Below are 23,725 nucleotides of genomic sequence, written 5' to 3' on the forward strand. Positions count from 1 at the left end.
GGGGGTGGGGTTTTTTTGTTTCTTTGTGTTATTTATACATACACCACCCCCCCCGCGCCGCGTTTTTGGCTTCGTATCGGGGAGCGGGGGAGTGTGGCTGCCTGGTTGGGCGGGTGCACTGGCTGCGGTTGGGCGGTGGGTGCGCACGGCTGAGCGGATGGTCGCGTTGGGGTTCGCGAGGTGGGGCTGCGTAGGGGCCCAATGTGGCGTTGGGTGCGTGGGAGGCACCGAATGTGGCGTTGGGTGCGTGGGGCGCACCGAATGTGGCGTTGGGTGCATGTTGCGCACCGAATGCCGCCTTGGGTGCGGTGGGATGCGTCGAATGCGGCGTTGGTGCGTCGCGGCAGCGGGGGCGGGTCCGTGAAGGGCCCCTTGAGGGAATCTAAGTCCGTGAAGGAACCCCTCACGGCGTCGGAACGGGCGCGCGGGTCGTGAGGGGAACCCTGAGGGACTCAGAGTCCGTGAAGGTTCCCCTCACGGAACTGGCGGGCGCGCGAGGTCAGGCCAGGGCGGCGTCCAGGGTGATGGTGGTGCCGGAGAGGGCCTTGGAGACCGGGCACGTCTTCTCGGCGGTTTCGGCCAGTTCGGCGAATTGTTCGGCGGTCACGCCGGCCAGTTTCGCGCGCAGGGTGATGGCGATGCCGCTGATTTCGAAGCCGCCGCCGGCAGCGGGACCCAGGGTGACCTCGGCGGAGACGTCGATCGATTCGGCTTCCAGGTTCTGGGATTCCAGGACGCCCGAGAGGTTCATCGCCAGGCAGCTCGAGTGGGCGGCGGCGATGAGTTCTTCGGGGCTGGTGTGCCCGTCCGGATTGCCGGACCGGGTCGGGAAGGACACCTCGTAGGTGCCCAGGTTCGACGAGTCGAGGGTGACCTCGCCCTTGCCTTTCTGCAGTCCGCCGGTCCAGTGGGTGGTCGCGTCGCGGCTGGGCATCGCTGTCTCCTTGAATGCGGTCGGGAATGCGTACACCCGTGAAGGTAGTGCGCAATTACATTGCGCGCAAGGTAATTCACGAAAACGGGTGGCCTCGTGCGGCAGACTTCGGGGGTGACCAATGCTCCTGAACGTCCTGACCCGCCGATGGCGGGGGACGAGCGCACTCAGCTCACCGGGTTTCTCGACTTCCTGCGGGCCAGCGTGGTGTGGAAATGCTCCGGGCTCACCGACGAGCAGGCTCGCCGGAAGCACTTGCCCAGTGAGCTGACCACCATCGCCGGGTTGTTGTGCCACCTCACGCTCGTCGAGAACTACTGGTTCCGCGTCGTCCTGGACGGGCAGCCGGACGAGTGGGCGGATCGGCTCGAGATCGACCGGGACGCTGAGTTCCGGGTCGCGTTGGAGCTGCCGATGACGCAGCTGCTCGCTGATTACGAGGCCGAGGTCGAGAAGTGCCGGGCGGTGGTCGCGGCTCGGGGGTTCGAGGACACGGTGCTGTTCAAGGGGGACAAACCGCTCACGGTGCGGTGGGTCGTCACGCACATGATCGAGGAGACCGCGCGCCATCTCGGGCACTTGGACCTTCTGCGCGAGTTGACCGACGGTCTCACGGGGGAGTGAGCCTCGATCGCGCGCAGCTGGTCGACGACCTCGAACTGCTGCGCGCGACCGTGGCGTGGAAGTGCTCCGTGCTCACCGACGAGCAGGCTCGCTGGCCCGGCGAGTTGATGACCGCCGCCGGGATTTTGTGGCATCTCGCGTTGGTGGAGAACACCATGTACGACGTCGTTGTCACCGGGCGGCCGGAGCGGTGGGCCGAGCAGTTGGAGGCAGGGCGCGAAGCTGCGTTCGCGGTTGGGCTCGACCTGCCGGTCGACGAGTTGCGCAGCGCTTATCAGGACAATGTCGAGTTGTGCCGTGAGGCCCTCGAGGATCGGTCGCTGGAGGATCCGGTGGGGTTCGCGGGCGATCAGCTGGTGACGGTGGCGACGGTGGTCGAGTACTTGGTGAAGGAGACCGCACGGCATCTCGAGTTGTTGCGGGGGCTCATCGGGGAGTGAGTTTTTTCGGGGGCAGCGGGAGAAAACCGCTGGTGCGGGAGATGTAGTCGGCGTAGCCGGGACGGGTGTGCCGCATGCCTTTCTCCAGCATGGGTTTGCCGGTGCCGCGGGCCAGGGTGAAGGTCATCGCGACCGGAGAAAGCACTGTCGCGGCACCGGGCCACGTCGAGCAGGCCAGCAGGTAGAGGCCCCACCAGACGCAGGCGTCGCCGAAGTAGTTCGGGTGTCGGGTGTAGCGCCAGAGGCCGGTGTCGAGGACTTGGCCTTGGTTCGCCGGGTCGGCGCGGAAGCGGCGGAGTTGCTCGTCGCCGACGGTTTCGAAGGCGAAGCCGAGCAGCCAGACCGCCACTCCCAGCCAGGCAGTCACGCCGAAACCCGTGCCGGACATGGCGAATTGCACGGGCAGCGAGACGAACCACAGGACCACGGCTTGCATCAGGTAGGTCCGCACGAAGATCCGGAGGCCGGGGTTCTGGCCCGCGCGTTCGACAATCTGCTGGTAGCGCGGGTCTTCCGGCTTGCCGCGGTTGCGCAGGTGCAGGTGGACGGCCAGGCGGACGCCCCAGACGACAGTGAGCGCGGCGGTGGTCAGGCGCAGGGCGAGCGGGCCGGTGCCGAGGGGGAACGAGACCACGGCTACGAGAGCGAAACCCAAGCCCCAGAAGGTGTCGATGGTGTCGTAGCGGTGGCGCAGGCGGGCGATGCCGAAGGTCAGGGTCACTGCGGCCAGGGTGACTCCGGCGGTGAGGCCGAGCAGCGGGATCATGCCCACTCCCTCGTCCACGGCATTCCGGTGCGGCCGTTCTCGTCGGGACGCACGGCCAGGATCTGGTCCACGCCCATGCGGTTTTCCTCGAAGGCGAGTGCGCCGCCGGCCAGGTATAGTCGCCAGACCCGGGCGCCTGCCTCGCCGATCAGTGCGACGGCTTCATCCCAGTGTTGCTCCAGGGTGTCTGCCCAGGCTCGCACGGTCGGGACGTAGTGCTCGCGCAACGCGTGCACGTCGCGGATCTCGAAGCCTGCGGTTTCGAGGTGGCCGAGGGTGCGGCTCAGCGGACGCATGGTCATGTCGGGGGCGATGTAGCGCTCGATGAACGCGCCGCCGCCGGGCGCGACGGCGCCGCGGGACATTTGCTGCAGCAGCAGTCGTCCGGTGGGGTTGAGCATGCGGAACAACGTGGCGGCGTAGGTCGGGTAGTTCTCTTCGCCGACATGTTCGCCCATCTCGATCGAGGCTACGGCGTCGAAGGAATCGCCGGCGAGTTCGCGGTAGTCCTGTCTGCGGACCTCGACGCGGTCGTCCAGATCGTGCTGCGCCAGGCGGGTTTTGACGTGTTGCACCTGCTCGGCGGAGATCGTCACGCCGACGGCCTCGACGCCGTGATGCTTCGCCGCGTGCACGAGCAGCGAACCCCAGCCGCAGCCGACGTCGAGAAGGCGCATGCCTGGGCGCAGGCCGAGTTTCCGGCAGATCAGTTCGAGTTTGTCGTGCTGGGCGCGGGCGAGATCGGCGGATTCGGACCAGTAACCCGAGGAGTACGCCATCGAATCGTCCATCAGCAGCTGGTAGAAGGCGTTCGACAGGTCGTAGTGGTGCGAGATCGCCGACCGGTCCCGGCCGGGGGTGTGCAGCTTTCCGCGCAGCCGGGCTTCTTCGGCGGGCGGCTTCGGTGGCAGGCCGAGTACGCCGAGCCGGGCGGCTAAGCGGACTGCCTCGCCGAAGTCGCGTGCGGACAGTTGCGGCCGGTAAGCCCAGATTCGCCGGAAGCCTTCGGTGAGGTCGCCTTCGACGTCCAAGTCGCCGGAGACGTAAGCCCGTGCCAGGCCCAGCTCGCCGGGGGAGTACAGCAGCCAGCGCAGCGCGCGGCGGTTTTTCAGGACGACGGTCGGCCCGGCTGGCCCGGCCTCGTGCCCGTCCCAGGTGCGGACGGCCACCGGCAACGGAGCGCCGAGGAGGCGTTCGGCGAAGTCGGCTAGTCGGTGAGCTGCGGATTTCGGCATACCGGGGCTTCGGAGCCGATGGCCGCGCGGATTGGTACCAATCCGGCCGGGCGGCGGTGCCGAATGCCTTCCGTGCACCACACCACGGGACAACGCATCGCTGTCATCGGCAGCGGGGTCGCCGGCCTCACCGCCGCGTACCTGCTGCAGCGCCGCCACGAGGTTCTGCTGTTCGAGGCCGACGACCGGCTCGGCGGACACGCCCACACCCACGACGTGCCGAGCGCGCACGGCGGGACGGTCGCCGTCGATACCGGGTTCCTCGTCCACAACGAGCGCACCTACCCGACGTTGCTGAGGCTGTTCGGCGAGCTTGGCGTCCGCACCCGCGAGACCGAGATGTCGATGAGCATCCGCTGCGACGGCTGCGGTCTGCAGTACGCCGGGGCGAAGGGCCTGCGCGGGTTGTTCGCGCAACGGAGCAACGCCGCGTCCACGCGCTACCTGCTCATGCTGGCCGAGGTGAAGCGGTTCCACCGGCACGCCGCGCGGCTGCTGTCCCGCGCCGACGCGGGCGACGTTCCGCTCGGAGCGTTCCTGGCGATCGGCGGGTATTCGCGGTATTTCGTGGACCATTTCGTGCTGCCGCTCGTTTCGACGGTGTGGTCCGCCGATCGCAGGGACACCATGCAGTATCCGGCGCGGTATCTGTTCGAATTCCTGCGCAACCACGGAATGCTCACCGTGCGGAATTCGCCGGCGTGGCGGACGGTCGTCGGCGGTTCGCGGGAGTATGTCGAGCGGGCGGCCAAGCAGCTGACTGCCGTGCATTTGTCCACTCCGGTCCGCGCGGTGCAGCGGACCGCGCGCGGCGTCGAGGTGCGCGACGATGCCGATACCGTGCACCGGGTCGACCGGGTGGTGGTCGCGACGCATGCCGATCAGGCGTTGCGGCTGTTGGCGAATCCCACTGCGGCAGAACAGGAATTGCTCGGTGCCTTTGGGTACTCGCGCAACGAAGCCTGGCTGCACACCGATCCCGCCGTGCTGCCGACGGTGCCCGCTGCCCGGTCCTCGTGGAATTACCGGACGCCTGGCTGCGGTGCCGATCTGCACGCCGTTCAAGTCACTTACGACCTGAATCGCTTGATGGGACTCGAAGAAGCGACGACCTACGCCGTGACCCTTAATCCGAGTGCTGGTCTCGACTCCGCGGCAGTGGTCGCGAAAATGTCCTACGAGCATCCGATCTACACGCCGGAATCCGTTGCCGCGCAAAGACGTCTGGCGGAATTGAACGACGGCGTCATCGCGTACGCCGGTGCTTATCAAGGCTGGGGATTCCACGAGGACGGCTGTTCCTCCGGCGTCCGCGCCGCGGCCAGTTTCGGGGTGACCTGGTGACCGCTCTCTACGACGCCACCGTCGCGCACGTCCGCCGGGCCGATCCGCCGTACTCCTTCGCGCACCGGATGTACCTGTGGCTGGCCGACCTCGACCGCCTGCCGCGACTGCCGTGGTGGCTCCGGCCGTTCGCCCGCTTCGACGGCCGCGACCACTTCGACCGCGACGAGCCCGGCGACATCCGGTCCAAACTGGACTCTTGGCTCGCGCACCGCGGAGTGGACTTGCGCGGCGGGCCGGTGACGATGCTCGCGTCGGCGCGCGTTCTCGGGTACGTGTTCAATCCGATCACCGTCTACTGGTGCCACACGCCCGACGGCGCGCTCGCCTGCGTGGTCGCCGAGGTGCACAACACCTACGGCGGCCGCCACGCCTACCTGCTCCGGCCGGGGGAAGACCTTCGGGCGGACAAGGAGTTCTACGTGTCGCCGTTCCAGGAGATGGCGGGGGAGTACCGGATGCACCTGCCGCGCCCGGACGCGCTGCTGGCGTTGACCGTCGTCCTGCACCGCGACGGCGACGCGGCTCTGACGGCTACGCTGCGAGGAGTCCGCCGTCCGGCCGGGATCCGCACGCTCGCGCGCTTCCTGCTGGGCCGGCCGCTGCAACCGCACCGTGTCGCCGCGTTGATCCGTCGCCACGGGCTCGCGCTGTGGCGGCGCAAGGCCCCGGTCGTCGCCCGGACCGGACAGAACACGGCAGGAGCCCTCCATGGATGAGAGCGCACGCCCGGCCGACCGGCTCTCGGCGGTGCCCTCGACGAGCGCCGAGGACCTGATGGCGCTGGTCGCGAAGGGGGACGAACGCGCCTTCGAGCGGCTTTACGATCAGCTCGCCGGTCCCGTCTACGGGCTCGTCCGCCGCATCGTGCGGGACCCCGCGCAGTCCGAGGAGGTCGCGCAGGAGGTGCTCGTGGAGCTGTGGAAGACCGCCACGCGCTACTCGTCGGCGAAGGGCAGCGTCCTGAACTGGGCGATGACCCTCGCGCACCGGCGCGCGGTCGACCGGGTGCGGTCCGCGCGGGCGAGCACCGAACGCGAGCGGAAAGCGACCTTCGAGGCCGCGCGCGGACGTCCGTTCGACGAGGTCGCCGAATCCGTCGCGACCCGGCTGGAACGCTCGCAGGTGCGGCGCTGCCTGAAGACGCTGACCGAATTGCAGCGGGAATCCGTCCTCCTGGCCTACTACCAGGGCTACACCTATCGCGAGGTCGCCGACGTGCTGGACACGCCGCAGGGGACGGTCAAGACCAGACTGCGCGACGGGCTGATCCGGCTGCGCGACTGCCTGGGGGTGACGGCGTGAGCAGTCCGGACATGCACACGTTGGCCGGCGCGTACGCGCTCGACGCGCTGTCGGAAGTCGAGCGGGCGCAGTTCCGCCGCCATCTCGACCAGTGCGACTCGTGCGCGCAAGAAGTGCGGGAACTGCGCGAGACCGCGGCCCGGCTCGGCGCGGCGATGGACGAGCAGCCGCCGTCCGGGCTGAAGGACCGGGTGCTGGCGGACATGCGCACGACCCGCCAGCTGCCGCCGCGGACCGAGTCCGCCGAACCGCGCCCGCGCGGCCCGCGTCGCTGGCCGATGCTGATCGCCGCCGCGGCCGCCGTCGTCGGGCTCGCCCTGGCCGGCGTGTTCGGCGGGATCGCGCTGCACACCAGCAGCCAGCTCACCAGCGCACAGTCCGAATTGGACACCGCGCGCGACCGCTACCGGCCGGTGGCCGAGTTGCTCACCGCGCCGGACGCCCGGACTGAGCACGTCGTGTCTCCGCGCGGGGGCGGCGGCACGGTGGTGATCTCGCGGAAGCTGGACCGCGTGATGTTCATGCAGTCCGGGCTGCCGCCGGTCCAGTCCGGGAAGGTGTACGAGGCCTGGCTGATGGGCCCGGATCTCGCGCCGCGCCCGGCCGGATTGCTGCCTGGCGGACCGTCGGGTTCGCTGGTGGTGGCGGACGGTTTGGCTGGTGCGGAGCAGTTCGCGATCAGTGTGGAGCAGGCCGGGGGTTCGCCGTCGGGGAAGCCGTCGAGCGACGTCGTGCTGGTCGCTTCGGTGCCCGCATAGCAGACCTCGCGCCGGGCTTCGCGGCGGGTTCCGGCCTTGCGCACGGCTTCGCGTTGTGGCAAAACACCTTTGCCGCTCACGGCGTGGCTACTGGATTAGAGCTTGCGCGGCGCCTACCGTCCTGCCTTGACGCCGGTGGTTGACATAACTCTCACTCTCGGGTTGAGGTTGAGGGTTTCCGGCCCCGGCGGGCGGCATGTGCACATCACGATCAGGAAGGCGGACCCGATGACGCCCCCGCACAACTACCTTGCGGTGATCAAGGTCGTCGGCATCGGCGGCGGCGGCGTGAACGCCGTGAACCGGATGATCGAGGTCGGCCTCAAGGGTGTCGAGTTCATCGCGGTGAACACCGATGCCCAGGCACTGCTCATGTCCGACGCCGACGTCAAGCTCGACATCGGCCGGGAACTCACCCGCGGACTCGGCGCCGGAGCCGCCCCCGAGGTGGGGCAGAAGGCGGCCGAGGACCACCGCGAGGAAATCGAAGAGGTCATCAAGGGTGCCGACATGGTGTTCGTGACCGCGGGCGAGGGCGGCGGCACCGGCACCGGCGGCGCGCCGGTCGTCGCGCAGATCGCCCGCAAGCTCGGCGCGCTCACGATCGGCGTGGTGACCCGCCCGTTCACCTTCGAGGGCAAACGCCGCGGCAAGCAGGCCGAGGACGGCATCCAGCAGCTGCGCAACGAATGCGACACGCTGATCGTGATCCCGAACGACCGGCTGCTGCAGCTCGGCGACATCGGCGTGTCCCTGATGGACGCGTTCCGCTCCGCCGACGAGGTGCTGCTCTCCGGTGTCCAGGGCATCACCGACCTGATCACCACGCCGGGCCTGATCAACCTGGACTTCGCCGACGTCAAGAGCGTTATGTCCGGCGCGGGTTCCGCGCTGATGGGCATCGGCTCCGCGCGCGGCGAGGGACGGGCGATACAGGCCGCGGAGAAGGCGATCAATTCGCCGCTGCTGGAAGCGTCGATGGACGGGGCGCACGGCGCGCTGCTGTCCATCGCGGGCGGATCGGACCTCGGGCTGTTCGAGATCAACGAGGCCGCGTCGCTCGTGCAGGAATCGGCGCACCCGGACGCGAACATCATCTTCGGGACGATCATCGACGACTCCCTCGGCGACGAGGTCCGCGTCACGGTGATCGCGGCCGGCTTCGACGCCGGCGCGCCAACCCACAAGAAACTCGACCCGCCCGCGTTCGGCGGCAAACAGGGCAACGGCACCGCGTCCGCCGCGGCGGGCCAGGTCGGCGGCGGTTCGGCCCCGCAGTCCCCGCCGCAGACCGGGGCGACCCCGGTGCCGCCCGCGGGCAGCTCCGGCTACCCGGTGGCTCCGCCGCGGACGCCTTCGTCGGGCCTGCCGCAGCCGGGCACCGGTACCCCGCCGGGCGGCCTCCCGCAACCCGGAGGCGGCACGCGGGGGTATTCGCCGATCGGTTCCGGTTCTGCGACGGGCGGTCTGCCGAGCCGTCCGACGACGGTCCACGACGACCCGACCGACGACGACGTGGACGTGCCCCCGTTCATGCGGCGCTAAGCACGGATTCATCGGCAACGGCCGTCCCGACACGTTCGGGGCGGCCGTTTCCGTGTGCCTCGGCTACGACGCACACTCACGCGGGGCGAGCGTGCTGCCGTCGGGGGCGCGGGCGCGGCGGCAAAGTGTGCGGGCCTCGTGAGTGCTGGCGCCGGTTCTAACCGGCATTGCCGTGCACGAGGCTCCGGGAGAGCAGTCGCCGTCGTTTTTGGCAGGATGGCGGGGTGCGAGTACGACGAGTGGTCACGACCAGGGCGGGCGGGGCTTCCCGGCCGCCGTACGAGAGTTTCAACCTCGGCGACCACGTCGGCGACGACGCGGGCGACGTCTACGCCAACCGCAAGCGGCTGGCGTCCGAACTGGGGCTCGCCGAGGACAAGCTGGCCTGGATGGAGCAGGTGCACGGCCGCACCGCGACCGTCGTGGACGGCACCGAGACCTCGGCCGCCGAAGCCACCGACGCGCTGGTGACCGACCGGCCGGGCGTCGCGCTCGTGGTGCTGGTCGCGGACTGCGTCCCGGTGCTCATGGCGGATCCGGAAGCGGGCGTCGTCGCCGCGGTGCACGCGGGCCGGGTCGGCGCGCGGGTCGGGGTGGTGCCCGCCGCGCTGGAGGCGATGCGCGAACTCGGCGCGGAACCGGGCCGGGTCGAGGCGTTGCTGGGTCCGGCGATCTGCGGCGACTGCTACGAGGTCCCGGCCGCGATGGCCGCGGATGTCGAGAAGCATCTGCCCGGCAGTTCCTGCAAAACGCGCAAGGGCACCACCGGTCTGGACCTGCGCGCGGGGCTCTGGCAGCAGCTGGCCGACCTGGGCGTCGGGCGGGTTGGCGCGGATCCGCGGTGCACGGCGGAGGACAAGACGCTGTTCAGCTTCCGCCGCGACGGCACCACCGGCCGGATCGCCGGCATCACCTGGCTGGAAGAGGAGAAGGCGTGACCGAGGAGCGGCGGGCGGAGCTGGCGGCGTCGCTGGCAGCGGTCGAGGAGCGCATCGCGAACGCCTGCGCCGCGGCCGGGCGGTCCCGCGACGAGGTGCGGCTGCTGGGCGTCACCAAGACGTTCCCGGCGACCGACGCCGCGCTGCTGACCGACCTCGGGCTGCTGAACCTCGCCGAAAACCGCGACCAGGAAGCCGGTCCGAAGGCGGCCGAGGTCGCCGAACTGCGTCCGGACGTCGCGCCGCGCTGGCACATGGTCGGGCGGCTGCAGCGCAACAAGGCGCGTTCGGTGGTGCGCTGGGCGGCCGAGGTGCAGTCGGTCGACTCGGTGCGGCTCGCCGACGCGCTCGCCCGCGCGGTCGCCGCCGCGCGGGAAGCCGGGGAACGGACCGGACCGCTCGACGTATTGGTCCAGGTGAGCCTCGACGGCGATGTCGCGCGCGGCGGAACCCTGCTGGAAGACGTCGACGCGCTCGCCGACCGCATCGCCCACACGGGGGAGCTGCGGTTGCGAGGCGTGATGGCTGTGGCCCCGTTAGGGGAGGACCCGGGCACTGCTTTTGCCCGGCTGTCCCGCGCGGCGGAAAGAGTTCGCGCCCGGTATCCGGAAGCCGCTGACGTGTCCGCCGGAATGAGCCATGATCTGGACCAGGCGATCCGGCACGGCTCGACGTGTGTGCGTGTCGGAACCGCGTTGCTCGGCGGGCGCGGTTTAGCCTCGCCGTAGGGAGTCCGCCCGGTGGTCACGTTTCGTGTCCGGCCGGGCGGGGCACAACGGTGCGGGAGCGGCAAGGGCTAGGGAGAGGCTATGAGCGCGCTGCAGAAGCTGAAGGCCTACTTCGGGATGGTGCCCGCGGACGAAGACGGCTACGACGACGGTTACGACGAGTACGACGACGGCTACGACCAGCCGCCGGCCCGGACCCGGGCGCGTTACCGCGACGTCGAAGAGAGCTACGACGAGCCCGCCGCGCGCGTGCGGTCGCGGGCGATGGCGGCCGAGCCGTCCACCCACGGCGCGCTCGCCGTGGACCGCCAGCCGGAGCCGGTCGCCCGGCTGCGGCCGGTCGCCGAACCGGTCGCCGCGCCGGCGCGGGACCCGCTCAGCCGGATCACGACGCTGCACCCGACGAGCTACATCGAGGCGCGGGCGATCGGCGAGCACTACCGCGAGGGCATTCCGGTGATCATCAACCTCACCGAGATGGAGAACGCGGACGCCAAGCGGATCGTGGACTTCGCGGCGGGGCTGGCGTTCGCCGTGCGGGGTTCGATGGACAAGGTCACCAACAAGGTGTTCCTTCTCTCACCGCCCGACGTGGACGTGACCGCCGAGGACCGCAGGCGGATCGCCGAGGGCGGATTGTTCCTGCGCGGGTGAACACGGCCGGACCGCTGGGCGCAGCCAGACGTGATTTTGTCGACTATGTCGCCCTCAGCGCGGCTGGTCGCGCCCAACTCGGCCGTCCCCCGCTAGAGTGGTCGCCGTGAATGCTGTGTGGCTTGCGATCTGGTACGTGCTGTTTGCCTTCTGGCTGCTGCTCACGGCCCGGATCGTGGTCGAGCTCGTGCGGACTTTCGCACGGGAATGGCGTCCCGCCGGAGGGGTTGCGGTGACGCTCGAGACCATCTACACAGTGACCGACCCGCCGGTGCGGTTGTTCCGCAGGATCATTCCGATGGTCCGGATCGGCGGCGTAGGACTGGACTTGTCGATTATGGTGCTGCTGTTGGTTGTGTTCTTCGCGATGCAACTGACACCCAGGTGATCGGGGAAAACCCGGGTGTGTCCTGCAGGCCATGGAGTGCGTGAGGTGATCTGATGTCGTTGACCCCCGCTGACGTGCATAACGTCGCGTTCAGCAAGCCGCCCATCGGCAAGAGGGGCTACAACGAGGACGAGGTGGACGCGTTCCTCGACCTGGTGGAGACCGAGCTTGCCCGGTTGATCGAGGACAACAACGAGCTGCGGCAGCAGGTGGAGCAGCTCGACGCCGAGCTGGAGTCGACCCGCTCCGAGCTCGAGAACGCGAAGGTCGCCGGCCCGCCGCCGGGCCGCGACCCCGAGCCGTCGCGGCGGCTCGCCCCGGTTCCGCCCGCTCCGTCGGCGATGGAGCAGACCCAGGCGCACTCGATGGTTCCCGACAGCGGGGAGCCGAACGTGCAGGCCGCCAAGGTCCTCGGCCTGGCGCAGGAAATGGCCGACCGGCTCACCGCCGAGGCGAAGACCGAGTCCGACGGGATGCTGGCGGAGGCGCGGACCAAGTCCGAGCAGCTGCTGTCCGACGCCCGGGCGAAGTCCGACTCGATGGTGAACGAGGCGCGCACCCGCGCCGAGACGATGCTGAACGACGCGCGCACGCGCGCCGAGACGCTGGAGCGCCAGGCGCGCGACAAGGCGACCACCATGGAACGCGAGTCGCAGCGCAAGTACACCGAGACGATGAACAACCTGAACGCCGAAAAGGGCGCTCTGGGCAAGAAGATCGAGGAACTCCGCACGATCGAGCGCGAATACCGCACCCGGCTGCGCGGCTTCCTCGAGTCCCAGCTGCGCGAGCTCGACGACCGAGGCTCCGCGGCCCCGGCGTCGGCTTCCTCGGGTTCGAGCCAGTCCTCGACCGGAACCAGCGGTCAGGGCTACTCGTTCGGCCCGCGCGCCGAGGCAGGCTGACCCACCGCCGTACGCACCCCGCCGGATGACCTTCCGACCCGGCGGGGTTTCGGCATGTCCGGATCCGGTAGCCGCCACGGTGGGGAACCGGCGGGGTACACCGCGTGGGCGGGTCGCAGCGGGAAAACGGGCGGCCCGTGTTGTAATTCAGCGTGCTCTACATCGTCCTTCTTCTGGTGCTGGCGGCTCTCGGGCTGCTCGTCACGGCGCTCATCACGGGCACCTCGCTGTGGGCCTGGGTTTCCATCGGCCTCTCGGTCCTCGCCGGGCTGCTTCTGCTCGTCGACTGGCTGCGCCGGCGCAAGCGCGCGGACGCCGACGATGCCGCGGACTCCGAGACCGATTCGGACGCCGACACGGATTCGGATTCGGCGGAGGAGAAGGACAAGGCCGAGGCGGCCCCGGTCGAGGAGGACGCCGAGCAGACCGCGCTGCTCCCCGCGACGGGAGAGCTGGGCGATCCGGCGGACGTGCCGGAGCCGAAGGCCGAGAAGCCCGCTTCGGAAGGCGAGCCCAAATCCGAAGCCAAGGCGGTGCGCGACACTCCGCCCGGCGTGGAGGAGACCGCGCCGGAGGACCTCGAGGTGGTCAAGGAACTCGAGGACGAGGTCGTGGTCGTCGACGAGTACCCGCGCTATCACCTGGTGGACTGCGGCTGGCTGTCCGGCCGCGACACCATCCCGATCGGCGTCGGCGAGGCACGGCAGCTGGGCTTCACGCCGTGTGCGCGGTGCGGTCCGGACGCGGTGCTTGCCGCGGCGCACCGCTGACTCCCAGCACGTCTTCCAACACCCGCGCGCCAGTCTCGGTGAGCTGCACCGCTCGATGCGCCTTCGCGCGCGACCGGAGCCACCCGGCGTCCATGAACTGTCGTGTGACCGCCGCGCCCAGTGCTCCAGCCAGGTGATGGCGCTGCTCCGTCCAATCCAGACAGAACCGCAGCAGCGGACGACGGCTCTCCGCGGCTGCCTCGACATTCACGCCTAACGCGGCGAACACCTCGTCGGCGGCAGGTCCCAGCACGTACGGATGTTCTTGCAGTTGCGAGGAAATCCGGTCCCCGGAACGTCGCTGAGTGGTCGGGTCACCATCCACAGTGGCCAGTGCGCCGCGGTCGAGCAACGCCGCCGTGACGGTCACGCCGAGCCGCCCGGCGACGTGGTCGTAGCACAATCTCGCCGTGCGCAACGCTTCCGCGCGGGTGCCTTCCCGCAGTGAACGGACCGGCCGCGGCGGGGAATGCCGGGCCAGCGCCTCCAGCAGATCCGGGGCCGCTCCGGCGATGCGGTAAAACCGGTGCCTGCCGGACTTTTCCGCGGTCACCAAGCCTGCCGCCAGCAGTTTCGACAGGTGCGCGCTCACGCCCTGCGCGGTCAGGCCCGCTTCGCCGGCCAGCACGGACGCGGCCAGCGACCGGCCGTCCGCGAGGGCCATCAGCACGCGGACCCGCGCCGGATCGGCGAACAGGGCGGCGGTGCGCGCGATGTCGGCGTCTCCTTCCATGCCTCCAGCATGCCCCCGGCACACTTCCACCGCGACGGAAGCGTTCCCGGTGTCTGCTGGACCCATGCGCACCGCGATCTTGTTCACCATGTGCGCCGGGATGTTCCTGGTGCAGCTCGACGTCACTGTCGTCAACGTCGCCCTCCCCACCCTCGGCAGCGAACTGCACGCGGACGTCCCGCAGCTGCAGTGGGTCGTGGTCGGCTATTCAGTCGTGCTCGCCGCGTTGCTGCTGACCGGGGGAGCGCTCGGCGACGTCCTCGGGCACCGCGGCGTGGTGCTGGCCGGGCTGGGCGTTTTCGGGGCTGCTTCGGCGGCGTGCGGGCTGGCGCAGTCGGCGGGTTGGCTGGTCGCGGCTCGAGCGGTGCAAGGCGTGGGAGCGGCGTTGCTGCTGCCGGGCACGATGGCGGTGATTACCGGGACGTTCCCCGGTCGCACGGAACGCGCCCGGGCGCTGGGGATCTGGGCTGGGATTTCGGCGCTGGCTTTGCCTGCGGGGCCGTTGCTGGGCGGGCTTCTCGTGCAGACGGCCGGGTGGCGGCCGGTGTTCTGGCTGAACGTCCCGATCGTCGCCGCGGCGGCCGTCGCGACCCGGCGGTTGGTGCCGCCGGACGTCCGGAAACCGGGCCGCGTGGACGTTCCCGGGGCGGCGACCGCGGCCTTGGCGCTCGGCTCCGGCGTGTACGCGGTGATCGCGAAGACGCCGTGGGTCGGGTTGCTCGCGGTGGCGGCGGCCGTGGCGCTCGTGGTGGTGGAACGGCATTCTGCGGCACCGATGCTGCCGTTGTCGCTGCTGCGGTCCCGGCAGACGGCGGGGGCGAACCTGGTGTCCGCGGCGATGAACTTCGTCGGCCTGGGTTCGGTGCTGGTGTTCACGCTCTACTTGCAGGACGTGCTCCACGCGGACCCGATCGCCGCTGCCGTCGCCGTTGTGCCGATGTTCGTCCCGATGGTCCTGCTCGGCCCGGTCTCCGGACGGCTCACCGCGAGGTTCGGCCCGCGCCCGCAGATCGTGGCCGGGCTCCTGCTCGGCGTGGCGGCGATGCTGAACCTGCTGCGGATCGGCCCCGGCACCGGGTATTGGACGCTGCTGCCGACGCTGTTCGTGCTCAGCGTCGGGATGGGACTGCTGACCGCCGCGGTGGTGACCGCCGCGGTCGCCGACGCGCCGGGGGAGCGCGCGGGCATCGCGGGCGGAATCAACAACGCGGCGCGACAGGCGGGCGGTGCGCTCGGCGTGGCGGTTTTCGGTGCGGTGGCGGGAGAACCGGCGGCGCAGGGGTCGTTTCTGCACGGCCTGCACTTGCTCGGGTTTGTCTCGGCCGGGCTGTGGCTTGCGGCCGCGGTGCTCGCGGTGGTGACGGTGCAGCGGGTTCGAGTCAAGCGGCTAGAGCCGACGCGCTGAGTCGCCGTCGGGCCCACGGGAAAACCCGCGGGCCCGACGGAGCTCGTTTACTCCGCGTCCAGCTCCGCCAGCAGGTCTTCGAGCCGCTCGATCTGCTCCGTCGCCTCCGGTGGCAGGCCGTCGATCGCGGCCTGCGTCGCGGTTCGCGCTTCGGCGGGGCGGCCCAGCTCGACCAGCAGCCGGGCCCGCAGGCTCGCGGCGATCGCGGCCTCGGTGGTCGCGCCGAGGGCCAGGAACAGTTCGACGGCCGCGGTCGCCCGGGGCAGCGCCTGTTCAGGCTGTTCCGCGAAAGCCAGCAGCTTGCCGCCGTTCAAGGCGACCATGGCTCGTTCCCAGAGGACCGGCGGCTCGTCGCCTTCGAGGTCCGCGGCGCTCTTTTCCGCTTCGGCCAGCACCGAGAAGGCCTGGTCCGATTCCTTCGCCCACTGCCACGACAACGCTGCCTGGCGGAGGTTGCGCACGGTGTCGACCGGGATTTCGGCCGTCCTGAAGTGCTCCGCGGCGCGCTGGTAGGACTCGGCGGCCTCGCCGTCGCGGTCGAGTTCGTCGAGGATGTCGCCGATGGTCTCGGCCGCCTGTCCGGCCGCGGGCTCATTGCCCGCCGCGGCGAAATGCCCGAGCACCTGCTCCAGCAGGACCAGCGCCGGATCCCGCTGGTCGAGCGTGCGGTGCGCCCCGGCGAGCAGGAAGCGCGCTCTGGCCAGTTCGTCCTCGTCGCCGTCCTTCTCCAGGACCTCGATGGCGGCCTCGGCAGCGTCGGCGGCGGTCAGCGCGTCTCCGGCGCGTCCGGCCGCGGCGGCCAGCCCTAGCTGGGCGAGTGCGGCACCGGCCACGTCCCCGGCCTCGGTCAGGTCGGCGACCTCGCTGCGGCAGTGGTCCACCGCCTCCTCCAGCAGGTCGAGGTCGGACGCGAGCAACCCGAGGGTGTGCCGCACCTGGGCGCGCAGGCCCGGGGCGACGGCGGACTCGGCGCGCCGCACCGTGGCGTAAGCCGCCTCGAGGTCGCCGGTCGCGGCGGTCATCCGTCCGGCCATGAGCCGGGCATGCGCCTCCTGATCGGCGAACCCGGCCTCGGCGAACAGCTCCGCCGCGCGTCCGACCGGTTCGCGTGCCTCGTCCAGGCGGCCGCTGCGAGCGGTGAGTTCGCCGCGCAGCAGCAAAAGCCGGGCGGTCAGGTCAGCGGGTATCTCGGTGGCGGCTGCGTCGGCGCGGCCGAGAATCTCGAACGCGGCGTCGAGGTCGTCGGTCACGGCGAACGCCATGGACCACCGCAGCAGCGCGCGGACGTGCTGTTCCTGGTCGCCGAGCCCGGCGAGCGCCTCCGCCGCGCCGGAGAGAGCGGCGAGGGCGGCTTCGGGTTCGCCCCGTTCGAGACGCGCGAGCCCGGCCTTGCTCGCCGCGGCGTGCCGGGCGACCTCGGCACCCTCGGCCGCGAACAGTTCGGCCGCGCGCAGCCAATCGCGCTCGGCGGCTTCGGGGTCGGCGTCCACGGACGAACTCGCGGATCCGGACAGCCGCCGGGCGAGCAGCGATCCGGCCGGTTCCGGGCACAGCTCGTCGAATTTCGCCCAGACAGCTTCGGCAGCTTTGTCTTCACTGCGCCGGATGTGTTGCTCGGCGAGGCCGGCCAGCTCTTCGGGAGTGTCCGGAAGGGACGGTGCGGCGGACTCCGGCGGCGGGGAAACAGGACGCGGGCTGGTCGAGGACAGCGGCAGTCGGTCCACGATCGGCTCGGCGGCGAGGACGGCGCGGATCAGGTCGCTCTGCTCGCCGGTCCCGTTCCGGGCGTCGAAGCGGGCCGCGATGCCCAGTGCGCGTTCGGAAAGCTCGTCGTGCAGTGCCTGGACGGAAACCTCGCCGTCGGGCCGCCGCACGGTCGTGCCGCCGTGCCCGGAATCGGCGACCAGCCGCAGGTTCAGCGCCGCGGCCGCGCAGAACTCCATCTCGACGTACGGGGAGGGTGCCTCGCCGAGCCAGCCGAGATGCCGTTCGAGGATTTCCAGCCCGCGCACGTGGTTCCCGGTGCGGGCGCAGAACTCGAGGTGGCGCGGGATGAGGTCCAGGTCCAGCCGGTTGTGCCGGATCGTGCGGTACACCTGCCGATGCGCCCGCGCCGCCTCGTCCAGCCGTCCGGTGCGGACGAACGGAAGCAGCAGCTTCGAGAGGATCCACTTCGGCTGCTCGCTGCACGCGAGCGTGCCGCCGAGCACCGGTTCGGCGACCGCGACGGCCTCCTCGAACCGGCCGTAGCGGCTGAGATGGCCGACCTTGCCGGACGGCTCGCAGCCGACGCAGTCCGACATCTCGCCGCGCGGAGCCGCGTGCCAGAGCCGGTACTGCTCGACGGCCGTTTCGTGGTCGCCGACGTGCCGCGCCACGATCTGCCGGTGCTGGTGCACCGGGTTCATCGTGTACCCGGCCGCCCGGTACCTGCGCTCCATGTCGTCGAGCACGGCGTACGTGCGGTCCAGCGGCACCTCGGGGAAATCGGTCAGCGACGCGACGATGGATTTGAACGACCAGAAGAGGAGGTAGTCCCACCCTTCGTTGCCCTCGCCCTTGTCGTGCTTGGCGAGGCACCAGGCGAACGGCACGAACGACTTCGCCGGCTCGCCGCCGTTCGTGTACGCGCGGACGAGCGAGAGCCGGGCGGCGTACTGCAGGTCCGCCATGCCCTCGGCGTCGGCGGTCCGGACCAGGCTCTCCGTCGCGGCGATCTGGCCCTTGCCGAAGGGGAGCGCCCTGGCCGACCCCAGCCGGCTCCACAGGTCCTGTTCGGTCGGTGCGGTCATCAGTTCTCCCGGTTCGGGACGGCGTGGTCGAGAAGGCCGAGGAAGGCCCGGTTGAGCAGCGCGGAGTCGGCGGGCCGGAGCGGGTGCCTGCCGAGCAGCAGCGCCTGTCCGTAGAGGGATTCGACGGCCAGCGCCGTCAGTTCCGCGTTCTCCAGCCGGGAAATGCGCCGCACCAACGGGTTCCGGTAGTTGAGCACGAGCTGCGGGCGGTCCCGTTCCGGCTTTTCGAAGGCCGAGAGCACCCCGGCCCACAGCTCGTCGACGGTCTCCTTGGTCGCGCGCAGTTCGCCGGCGAACGCGGCGGCGCGGTCGACGAGATAGAGCACCGGGAGCGACGCGGGCTCGAACTCGCGCAGCACCACCTCGCAGCCGAGCCGGTCGACGCAGCGTTGCGCGGCCGCGGCGAACGGACGGACCGCCAGGGCGGTGTCCGGGTCGAGGTCGGCGAAGGAGGTGGTGAGGTCGCTCGGGTCGAGCCGGTCGACGCGCACCTCCGGTTCGAGCGCGCGGACGCGTTCGACGAGTTCGCTGTCGTAGGTGTAGCCGCCGTTGATCACCGGCAGGTTCTGCGCGGCCGCGACACCGGCCAGCTGGTCGAATTCGTCGGCGGTCGCGCAGTAGCGGAGCACGCCGTAGCGCGCGCGGAACTCGGCGAGCGTCATCCGGCCGACGTTCGTTTCCAGCGGCCACCACTCGTCGACCAGCCGCAGCATGTCGTCGTCGTGCACCGCGAGCGCTTTGACGCCGAGGTGATGGATCTTGAGGAACTGGTTCAGCCGCTGCGGACTCGTCGCCGAGAGCCCGACGAGCCAGCCGCGCAGCTGCTCGCCGAGCGCTTCGCGGGTCGCGGCGAGCTGATCGTCGTCATACAGCGCCTCGCGGCTCGCGGTGGGCCGCAGCTCACCGGTGTCCACGACGCAGCGGGCGAAGAACGCCCAGTCCGGCAGCAGCCCGGGCGCGTTCTCCGCGAGCAGCATCCGCTTGAGGTACACGCGATGCCCGGCTTGCTCGGCCGGGTTCGCCGGGAACGGCAGCACGTAGGCGACGCCGGTCAGCCCGGCCTCCGGCACGTCGAGGTCGACGATGTCGAACGGAGTGAAGCCGAGCACCTCCTGCGCGTAACCGACGAGGTCCGCGGATCGGTGCCCGGGGGAGCGTTCATCGGCCTGCCACGGGACGCCGTCGCCGCTGATCGCCTTGCCGTTCACGGTGATTTCGAACGGCAGCATCGAGCCGTACAGCGTCGCGAGATCGACGACCGTCGCCGGCACGAACCACTGCTCGGAGCCGCGGCGCGCGGTGAGGGTGACGGTGGTGCCGATCGTGTCCCGTTCGCCGGGCCCGACGGCGTAGGTGCCGTCCGCGCGGCCGGTCCACGAGACGGCGGGAGCGCCGGTCGCGGAGCGGGTGACGACGCGGGTCTCGTCGGCGACCAGGAACGCGGACAGCAGCCCGATCCCGAACTGGCCGAGGAAATCCCGCCTGCCGTAGCCGAGTTCGTCCCGTTTGGAGCTGCGGCCGATCGTCGCGAGCAGTTCGTGCACCTGCGCCTCGGTCAGGCCGATGCCGGTGTCGGTGATCCGCAGCGTCCCGTCGCCGACGTCGATCGCGATCGCGGCGGGCGCGGCGGCGTCGGCCGCCTTTCGCGCGGTGACCGCGTCCACGGCGTTCTGGAGCAGTTCCCGCACGTACACGCGCGGACTGGAATAAAGGTGCTGGCTCAGCAGGTCGACGACCCCGCGAAGATCCACCTGGAAACTACGGTTCACCCGTGCTCGACTCCTGTGCTGTGGCGGGAAGGGAGATCTGCCCGGCACATCCGCCGTGCGCGCCCGGTCGTTACCGTATCGGCGGAACCCGGTGCGTGACATCGGTTTTCGCGAGCCGGCCCCGGCCGCGGGCGAGCACCGCCGGGGCAGGCCGAAAGCGAGTTGCGGCGACGGGTTAATCTGGAGTCAGCAAGGCGTCGATCCGGCTATCACCGGGGAGCCTCCGGAAGAACCGGGCGCTCGCCGCCCGCAGTAGAACCGGACGGGTGCGGCCCGTGACAGCCGTGCGAACGAGTGGCCCGGGAGCAGCGTGCCGGGCAAGCGGGGTGGTACCGCGTGACGCGCGAGCGTCTCGTCCCCGTGTGGGCGGCCGCCGGTCGCCCGTACGAGCGACGAATGCGAGGAGCACCCGGATGTACCCCCAGGCTTCGCCGGGCGGAGAGACCACGGTCCCGTCCCAGCCGTCGTTCCCCGCGCTGGAGGAGAGCGTCCTCGCGTACTGGGAGAGCGACCGGACCTTCCAGGCGACCGTCGACGCCCGTCCCGAGGGCACGAACGGCGACAACGAGTACGTCTTCTACGACGGCCCGCCCTTCGCCAACGGCCTCCCGCACTACGGGCACCTGCTCACCGGGTACGTCAAGGACATCGTCCCGCGCTACCAGACGATGAAGGGCAAGCACGTCGAGCGGCGGTTCGGCTGGGACACCCACGGCCTGCCCGCCGAACTCGAGGCGATGCGGCAGCTCGGGATCACCGAGACGCACGAGATCGAAGAGATGGGCATCGCGAAGTTCAACGAGGCTTCGCGCGAATCCGTGCTGCGCTACACCGACGAATGGCGCGAGTACGTCACCCGCCAGGCCCGCTGGGTCGACTTCGACAACGACTACAAAACGCTCGACGTCACCTACATGGAGTCGGTGCTCTGGGCGTTCAAACGGTTGTGGGACAAGGGACTCGTCTACGAGGGCTACCGCGTCCTGCCCTACTGCTGGCGCGACGCGACGCCGCTGTCCAACCACGAGCTGGGCATGGACGCCGACGTCTACCGCAACCGCCAGGACCCGGCCGTCACGGTCGGTTTCCGCCTGGAGGGCAACGACAACGAGCTCGACGGCACCTATCTGCTGATCTGGACCACGACGCCGTGGACGCTGCCGTCCAACCTCGCGACCGCGGTGCACCCCGAGGTGCAGTACGTCGTGGTGGAAAGCGACGGCAAGCGGTACCTGCTCGCCGAGGAGCGCGTGGCCGCGTACGCCCGCGAACTGGGCGAGGAACCGGCCGTCGTCGCGCGCTACACCGGCGAGCAGTTGCTCGGATCCCGTTACGCGCCGCCGTTTCCGTACTTCGTGGGCACGGAGAACGCGCACCGTGTCCTGTCCGCGGACTACGTCACCACCGAAGACGGCACCGGCGTCGTGCACATCGCGCCCGCCTACGGCGCCGAGGACAAGGTGGTGACCGACGCGGCCGGGATCGCCCCGGTGACGCCGGTGGACGACCACGGCAAGTTCGACGACACCGTGCCGGACTACGCCGGGCAGCAGGTGTTCGACGCGAACCCGAACATCGTGAAGGACCTCAAGAACGGCACCGGCGGCGCGGCGCGCCAGGGCGCGGTGCTGCTGCGGCACGAGACCTACGACCACTCGTACCCGCACTGCTGGCGCTGCCGGAACCCGCTGATCTACCGCGCGGTGTCGTCGTGGTTCGTCGCGGTGACGCAGTTCAAGGACCGGATGGTCGAGCTGAACCAGCAGATCACCTGGTACCCGGAGAACGTCAAGGACGGCCAGTTCGGCAAGTGGCTGGAGAACGCCATCGACTGGTCGATCTCCCGCAACCGCTACTTCGGCACGCCGATCCCGGTCTGGCGCAGCGACGACCCGGCCTACCCGCGGATCGACGTCTACGGCTCGCTGGACGAGCTGGAGGCCGACTTCGGCGTGCGGCTCGACAACCTGCACCGGCCCTACATCGACGAGCTGACCCGGCCGAACCCGGACGACCCGACCGGCCGCTCCACCATGCGCCGCGTGCCGGACGTGCTCGACGTGTGGTTCGACTCCGGGTCGATGCCGTACGCCCAGGTGCACTACCCGTTCGAGAACGCCGACTGGTTCGAGCACCACTACCCGAGCGATTTCATCGTCGAGTACATCGGGCAGACCCGCGGCTGGTTCTACCTGCTGCACGTGCTCGCGACCGCGCTGTTCGACCGGCCCGCGTTCCGCACCTGCGTGTCGCACGGCATCGTGCTCGGCTCCGACGGCCAGAAGATGTCGAAGTCGCTGCGGAACTACCCGGACGTCAACGAGGTCTTCGACCGCGACGGGTCCGACGCCATGCGGTGGTACCTCATGGCGAGCCCGATCCTGCGCGGCGGCAACCTCGTCGTCACCGACCGGGGGATCCGCGACGCCGTCCGCCAGGCCGTGCTGCCGCTGTGGAACTCGTACTATTTCCTTGCCCTGTATGCGAATGCCGAAGGCAAGCAGGGGCAGTGGCGCACGGATTCCACGCACCTGCTCGACCGGTACGTGCTGGCGAAAACGCACGAGCTCGTCACCGACGTCGAGTCCGCGATGGACGGTTACGACATCGCGGGCGCCTGCCAGACCGTGCGGGACTTCCTGGAAGTGCTGACGAACTGGTACGTCCGCCGTTCGCGCGACCGCTTCTGGGCGGGCGAGCAGGACGCGATCGACACGCTGCACACGGTGCTGGAGGTGACCTGCCGGGTCATCGCGCCGCTGCTGCCGCTCACCACGGAAACGGTGTGGCGCGGGCTGACCGGCGGCCGTTCGGTGCACCTGACCGACTGGCCGAACGCGCTCGACCTGCCCGCCGACGCCGCGCTGGTGACCGCGATGGACAAGGTGCGGCAGGTGGCGTCGTCGGCGCTGGCGCTGCGCAAGGCGAACAAGCTGCGGGTGCGGCTGCCGCTGGCGAAGCTCGTCGTCGCGGCCGAGGACGTCGAGCCGCTGCGCGGGTTCACCGAGATCCTGCGGGACGAGGTGAACGTGAAGTCGGTGGAGCTGACCGCCGACGTCGCGGCGCACGGCACGTTCGAGGTCGCGGTGAACGCGCGGGCGGCCGGGCCGCGGCTGGGCAAGGCCGTGCAGCAGGTGATCAAGGCGGTCAAGGCGGGCGACTGGACGACGAACGCCTCCGGCGCGGTCGTGGCGGCGGGCGTCGAACTGGTCGAGGGCGAGTACGACCGGCGCCTGGTGGCGGCCGGCGGCGGCGCGGCGGCCGAGCTGCCCGGCGGGGCCGGTCTGGTCGTGCTGGACACCGAGGTCACCGAGGACCTGGCGGCCGAGGGCCTTGCCCGCGACCTGGTCCGCGTCGTGCAGCAGGCCCGCCGCGAGGCCGGTCTCGACGTCGGGGACCGGATCTCGCTGACCGTGGACGCTCCCGGCGAGGTGGCGGACGCGGTGCGCAAGCACGAGGAGTTCGTGGCCTCCGAAACGCTCGCGACGTCGGTGTCCTACGGCGAGGTGGCCGAGGGCTTCGACGGCACGGTCGGCGAGGGCGTGAAGGTCCGCGTGGCGGTCGCGAAGGCGTAAGCGCCCGCGCCCTGACGGCATAAGCGAAGAGTTCGACGCCGTGCTGGCCGCGATCGGGCAGGCCCAGGTCCGTGAGGGGAACCCTGAGGGACTCTGATTCCCCCAGGGTTCCCCTCA

Annotated in this window: 21 protein-coding genes; 15 read left to right on the top strand and 6 right to left on the bottom strand. The window is 70.4% G+C overall.

Annotation, left to right across the window (positions count from 1 at the left end; genetic code table 11):
- Positions 1 to 499: 499 nt before the first annotated feature.
- The gene (locus ACFXI3_RS31555; RefSeq protein ID WP_378404446.1) at positions 500 to 934 is read right to left on the bottom strand and encodes an OsmC family peroxiredoxin; all 435 of its coding nucleotides are present in this window, start codon (positions 932 to 934) and stop codon (positions 500 to 502) included.
- Positions 935 to 1,048: 114 nt separating this feature from the next.
- Here ACFXI3_RS31555 and ACFXI3_RS31560 point away from each other — a divergent pair, with 114 nt between their 5' ends.
- Together ACFXI3_RS31560 and ACFXI3_RS31565 are read left to right on the top strand one after the other, a co-directional pair.
- Positions 1,049 to 1,558 carry a DinB family protein gene (locus tag ACFXI3_RS31560; protein ID WP_344284863.1) on the top strand — a complete coding sequence of 170 codons (510 nt, stop codon included), beginning with the start codon at positions 1,049 to 1,051 and terminating at the stop codon, positions 1,556 to 1,558.
- A complete protein-coding gene (locus ACFXI3_RS31565; RefSeq protein ID WP_378404448.1) occupies positions 1,555 to 1,998 on the top strand; it encodes a DUF664 domain-containing protein in 444 nt (147 codons plus the stop codon). Before ACFXI3_RS31560 ends, ACFXI3_RS31565 begins: the two co-directional genes overlap by 4 nt.
- Here ACFXI3_RS31565 and ACFXI3_RS31570 read toward each other — a convergent pair.
- Entirely contained in the window at positions 1,985 to 2,764 is a 780-nt protein-coding gene (locus tag ACFXI3_RS31570; protein ID WP_378404450.1) for a DUF1295 domain-containing protein, read from the bottom strand. The genes ACFXI3_RS31565 and ACFXI3_RS31570 overlap by 14 nt on opposite strands.
- On the bottom strand, positions 2,761 to 3,999 hold the full coding sequence (locus tag ACFXI3_RS31575) for a class I SAM-dependent methyltransferase (protein WP_378404452.1): 1,239 nt from the start codon (positions 3,997 to 3,999) through the stop codon (positions 2,761 to 2,763). The genes ACFXI3_RS31570 and ACFXI3_RS31575 overlap by 4 nt, the downstream gene beginning before the upstream one ends.
- Before the next feature lie 63 nt (positions 4,000 to 4,062).
- On the opposite strand from ACFXI3_RS31575, the gene ACFXI3_RS31580 reads away from it, so the two are divergent.
- From ACFXI3_RS31580 to ACFXI3_RS31630, 11 genes are all read left to right on the top strand, one after another.
- Complete coding sequence (locus ACFXI3_RS31580) at positions 4,063 to 5,343, top strand: NAD(P)/FAD-dependent oxidoreductase (protein ID WP_378404454.1); 1,281 nt, start codon at positions 4,063 to 4,065, stop codon at positions 5,341 to 5,343.
- Complete coding sequence (locus ACFXI3_RS31585; RefSeq protein WP_378404484.1) at positions 5,337 to 6,062, top strand: DUF1365 domain-containing protein; 726 nt, start codon at positions 5,337 to 5,339, stop codon at positions 6,060 to 6,062. Before ACFXI3_RS31580 ends, ACFXI3_RS31585 begins: the two co-directional genes overlap by 7 nt.
- The gene (gene sigK / locus ACFXI3_RS31590; protein WP_354750522.1) at positions 6,055 to 6,648 is read left to right on the top strand and encodes an ECF RNA polymerase sigma factor SigK; all 594 of its coding nucleotides are present in this window, start codon (positions 6,055 to 6,057) and stop codon (positions 6,646 to 6,648) included. Before ACFXI3_RS31585 ends, sigK begins: the two co-directional genes overlap by 8 nt.
- Complete coding sequence (locus ACFXI3_RS31595; protein ID WP_344284878.1) at positions 6,645 to 7,406, top strand: anti-sigma factor; 762 nt, start codon at positions 6,645 to 6,647, stop codon at positions 7,404 to 7,406. Before sigK ends, ACFXI3_RS31595 begins: the two co-directional genes overlap by 4 nt.
- A 228-nt stretch (positions 7,407 to 7,634) precedes the next feature.
- Positions 7,635 to 8,951 (top strand): cell division protein FtsZ, encoded by a 1,317-nt coding sequence (ftsZ, locus tag ACFXI3_RS31600; protein ID WP_344284881.1) that lies wholly within the window; start codon positions 7,635 to 7,637, stop codon positions 8,949 to 8,951.
- Positions 8,952 to 9,175: 224 nt separating this feature from the next.
- Positions 9,176 to 9,889 (top strand): peptidoglycan editing factor PgeF, encoded by a 714-nt coding sequence (gene pgeF, locus ACFXI3_RS31605; protein ID WP_344284884.1) that lies wholly within the window; start codon positions 9,176 to 9,178, stop codon positions 9,887 to 9,889.
- Positions 9,886 to 10,617, top strand: a complete 732-nt coding sequence (locus ACFXI3_RS31610) for a YggS family pyridoxal phosphate-dependent enzyme (RefSeq protein WP_344284887.1) — start codon at positions 9,886 to 9,888, stop codon at positions 10,615 to 10,617. Before pgeF ends, ACFXI3_RS31610 begins: the two co-directional genes overlap by 4 nt.
- 81 nt (positions 10,618 to 10,698) lie before the next feature.
- A complete protein-coding gene (locus ACFXI3_RS31615) occupies positions 10,699 to 11,271 on the top strand; it encodes a cell division protein SepF (protein ID WP_370935949.1) in 573 nt (190 codons plus the stop codon).
- Between the two features lie 115 nt (positions 11,272 to 11,386).
- Positions 11,387 to 11,659, top strand: a complete 273-nt coding sequence (locus ACFXI3_RS31620) for a YggT family protein (RefSeq protein WP_037367937.1) — start codon at positions 11,387 to 11,389, stop codon at positions 11,657 to 11,659.
- Between the two features lie 53 nt (positions 11,660 to 11,712).
- Positions 11,713 to 12,564, top strand: a complete 852-nt coding sequence (locus ACFXI3_RS31625; protein WP_344284893.1) for a DivIVA domain-containing protein — start codon at positions 11,713 to 11,715, stop codon at positions 12,562 to 12,564.
- Between the two features lie 152 nt (positions 12,565 to 12,716).
- On the top strand, positions 12,717 to 13,334 hold the full coding sequence (locus ACFXI3_RS31630) for a hypothetical protein (RefSeq protein ID WP_378404458.1): 618 nt from the start codon (positions 12,717 to 12,719) through the stop codon (positions 13,332 to 13,334).
- Here ACFXI3_RS31630 and ACFXI3_RS31635 read toward each other — a convergent pair.
- Positions 13,279 to 14,067: an ArsR/SmtB family transcription factor gene (locus tag ACFXI3_RS31635; RefSeq protein WP_378404460.1), complete on the bottom strand. Its 789-nt coding sequence runs from the start codon at positions 14,065 to 14,067 to the stop codon at positions 13,279 to 13,281. The two genes, ACFXI3_RS31630 and ACFXI3_RS31635, sit on opposite strands and share 56 nt — an antisense overlap.
- 64 nt (positions 14,068 to 14,131) lie before the next feature.
- On the opposite strand from ACFXI3_RS31635, the gene ACFXI3_RS31640 reads away from it, so the two are divergent.
- Positions 14,132 to 15,472: an MFS transporter gene (locus tag ACFXI3_RS31640; RefSeq protein WP_378404462.1), complete on the top strand. Its 1,341-nt coding sequence runs from the start codon at positions 14,132 to 14,134 to the stop codon at positions 15,470 to 15,472.
- 47 nt (positions 15,473 to 15,519) lie between these two features.
- On the opposite strand, the gene ACFXI3_RS31645 is transcribed toward ACFXI3_RS31640, so the two are convergent.
- Positions 15,520 to 18,264, bottom strand: a complete 2,745-nt coding sequence (locus ACFXI3_RS31645; protein WP_378404464.1) for a hypothetical protein — start codon at positions 18,262 to 18,264, stop codon at positions 15,520 to 15,522.
- Positions 18,264 to 20,033, bottom strand: a complete 1,770-nt coding sequence (locus tag ACFXI3_RS31650; protein WP_378404466.1) for an HSP90 family protein — start codon at positions 20,031 to 20,033, stop codon at positions 18,264 to 18,266. Before ACFXI3_RS31650 ends, ACFXI3_RS31645 begins: the two co-directional genes overlap by 1 nt.
- Positions 20,034 to 20,446: 413 nt before the next feature.
- Between ACFXI3_RS31650 and ileS the strand changes: the two genes are divergently transcribed.
- Complete coding sequence (gene ileS / locus ACFXI3_RS31655) at positions 20,447 to 23,608, top strand: isoleucine--tRNA ligase (protein ID WP_378404468.1); 3,162 nt, start codon at positions 20,447 to 20,449, stop codon at positions 23,606 to 23,608.
- Positions 23,609 to 23,725: the final 117 nt, after the last annotated feature.

The sequence above is a fragment of the Amycolatopsis sp. NPDC059235 genome, assembly GCF_042754125.1.
Taxonomy (GTDB): Bacteria; Actinomycetota; Actinomycetes; order Mycobacteriales; family Pseudonocardiaceae; genus Amycolatopsis; species Amycolatopsis albidoflava.

Excerpts from the sequence above, each read along its gene's own strand:
- ACFXI3_RS31555 (WP_378404446.1), bottom strand. The coding sequence starts at position 934 with ATGCCCAGCCGCGACGCGACCACCCACTGGACCGGCGGACTGCAGAAA.
- ACFXI3_RS31570 (WP_378404450.1), bottom strand. The coding sequence starts at position 2,764 with ATGATCCCGCTGCTCGGCCTCACCGCCGGAGTCACCCTGGCCGCAGTG.
- ACFXI3_RS31575 (WP_378404452.1), bottom strand. The coding sequence starts at position 3,999 with ATGCCGAAATCCGCAGCTCACCGACTAGCCGACTTCGCCGAACGCCTC.
- ACFXI3_RS31580 (WP_378404454.1), top strand. The coding sequence starts at position 4,063 with ATGCCTTCCGTGCACCACACCACGGGACAACGCATCGCTGTCATCGGC.
- sigK (WP_354750522.1), top strand. The coding sequence starts at position 6,055 with ATGGATGAGAGCGCACGCCCGGCCGACCGGCTCTCGGCGGTGCCCTCG.
- ftsZ (WP_344284881.1), top strand. The coding sequence starts at position 7,635 with ATGACGCCCCCGCACAACTACCTTGCGGTGATCAAGGTCGTCGGCATC.
- ACFXI3_RS31615 (WP_370935949.1), top strand. The coding sequence starts at position 10,699 with ATGAGCGCGCTGCAGAAGCTGAAGGCCTACTTCGGGATGGTGCCCGCG.
- ACFXI3_RS31625 (WP_344284893.1), top strand. The coding sequence starts at position 11,713 with ATGTCGTTGACCCCCGCTGACGTGCATAACGTCGCGTTCAGCAAGCCG.
- ACFXI3_RS31635 (WP_378404460.1), bottom strand. The coding sequence starts at position 14,067 with ATGGAAGGAGACGCCGACATCGCGCGCACCGCCGCCCTGTTCGCCGAT.
- ACFXI3_RS31640 (WP_378404462.1), top strand. The coding sequence starts at position 14,132 with ATGCGCACCGCGATCTTGTTCACCATGTGCGCCGGGATGTTCCTGGTG.
- ACFXI3_RS31645 (WP_378404464.1), bottom strand. The coding sequence starts at position 18,264 with ATGACCGCACCGACCGAACAGGACCTGTGGAGCCGGCTGGGGTCGGCC.
- ileS (WP_378404468.1), top strand. The coding sequence starts at position 20,447 with ATGTACCCCCAGGCTTCGCCGGGCGGAGAGACCACGGTCCCGTCCCAG.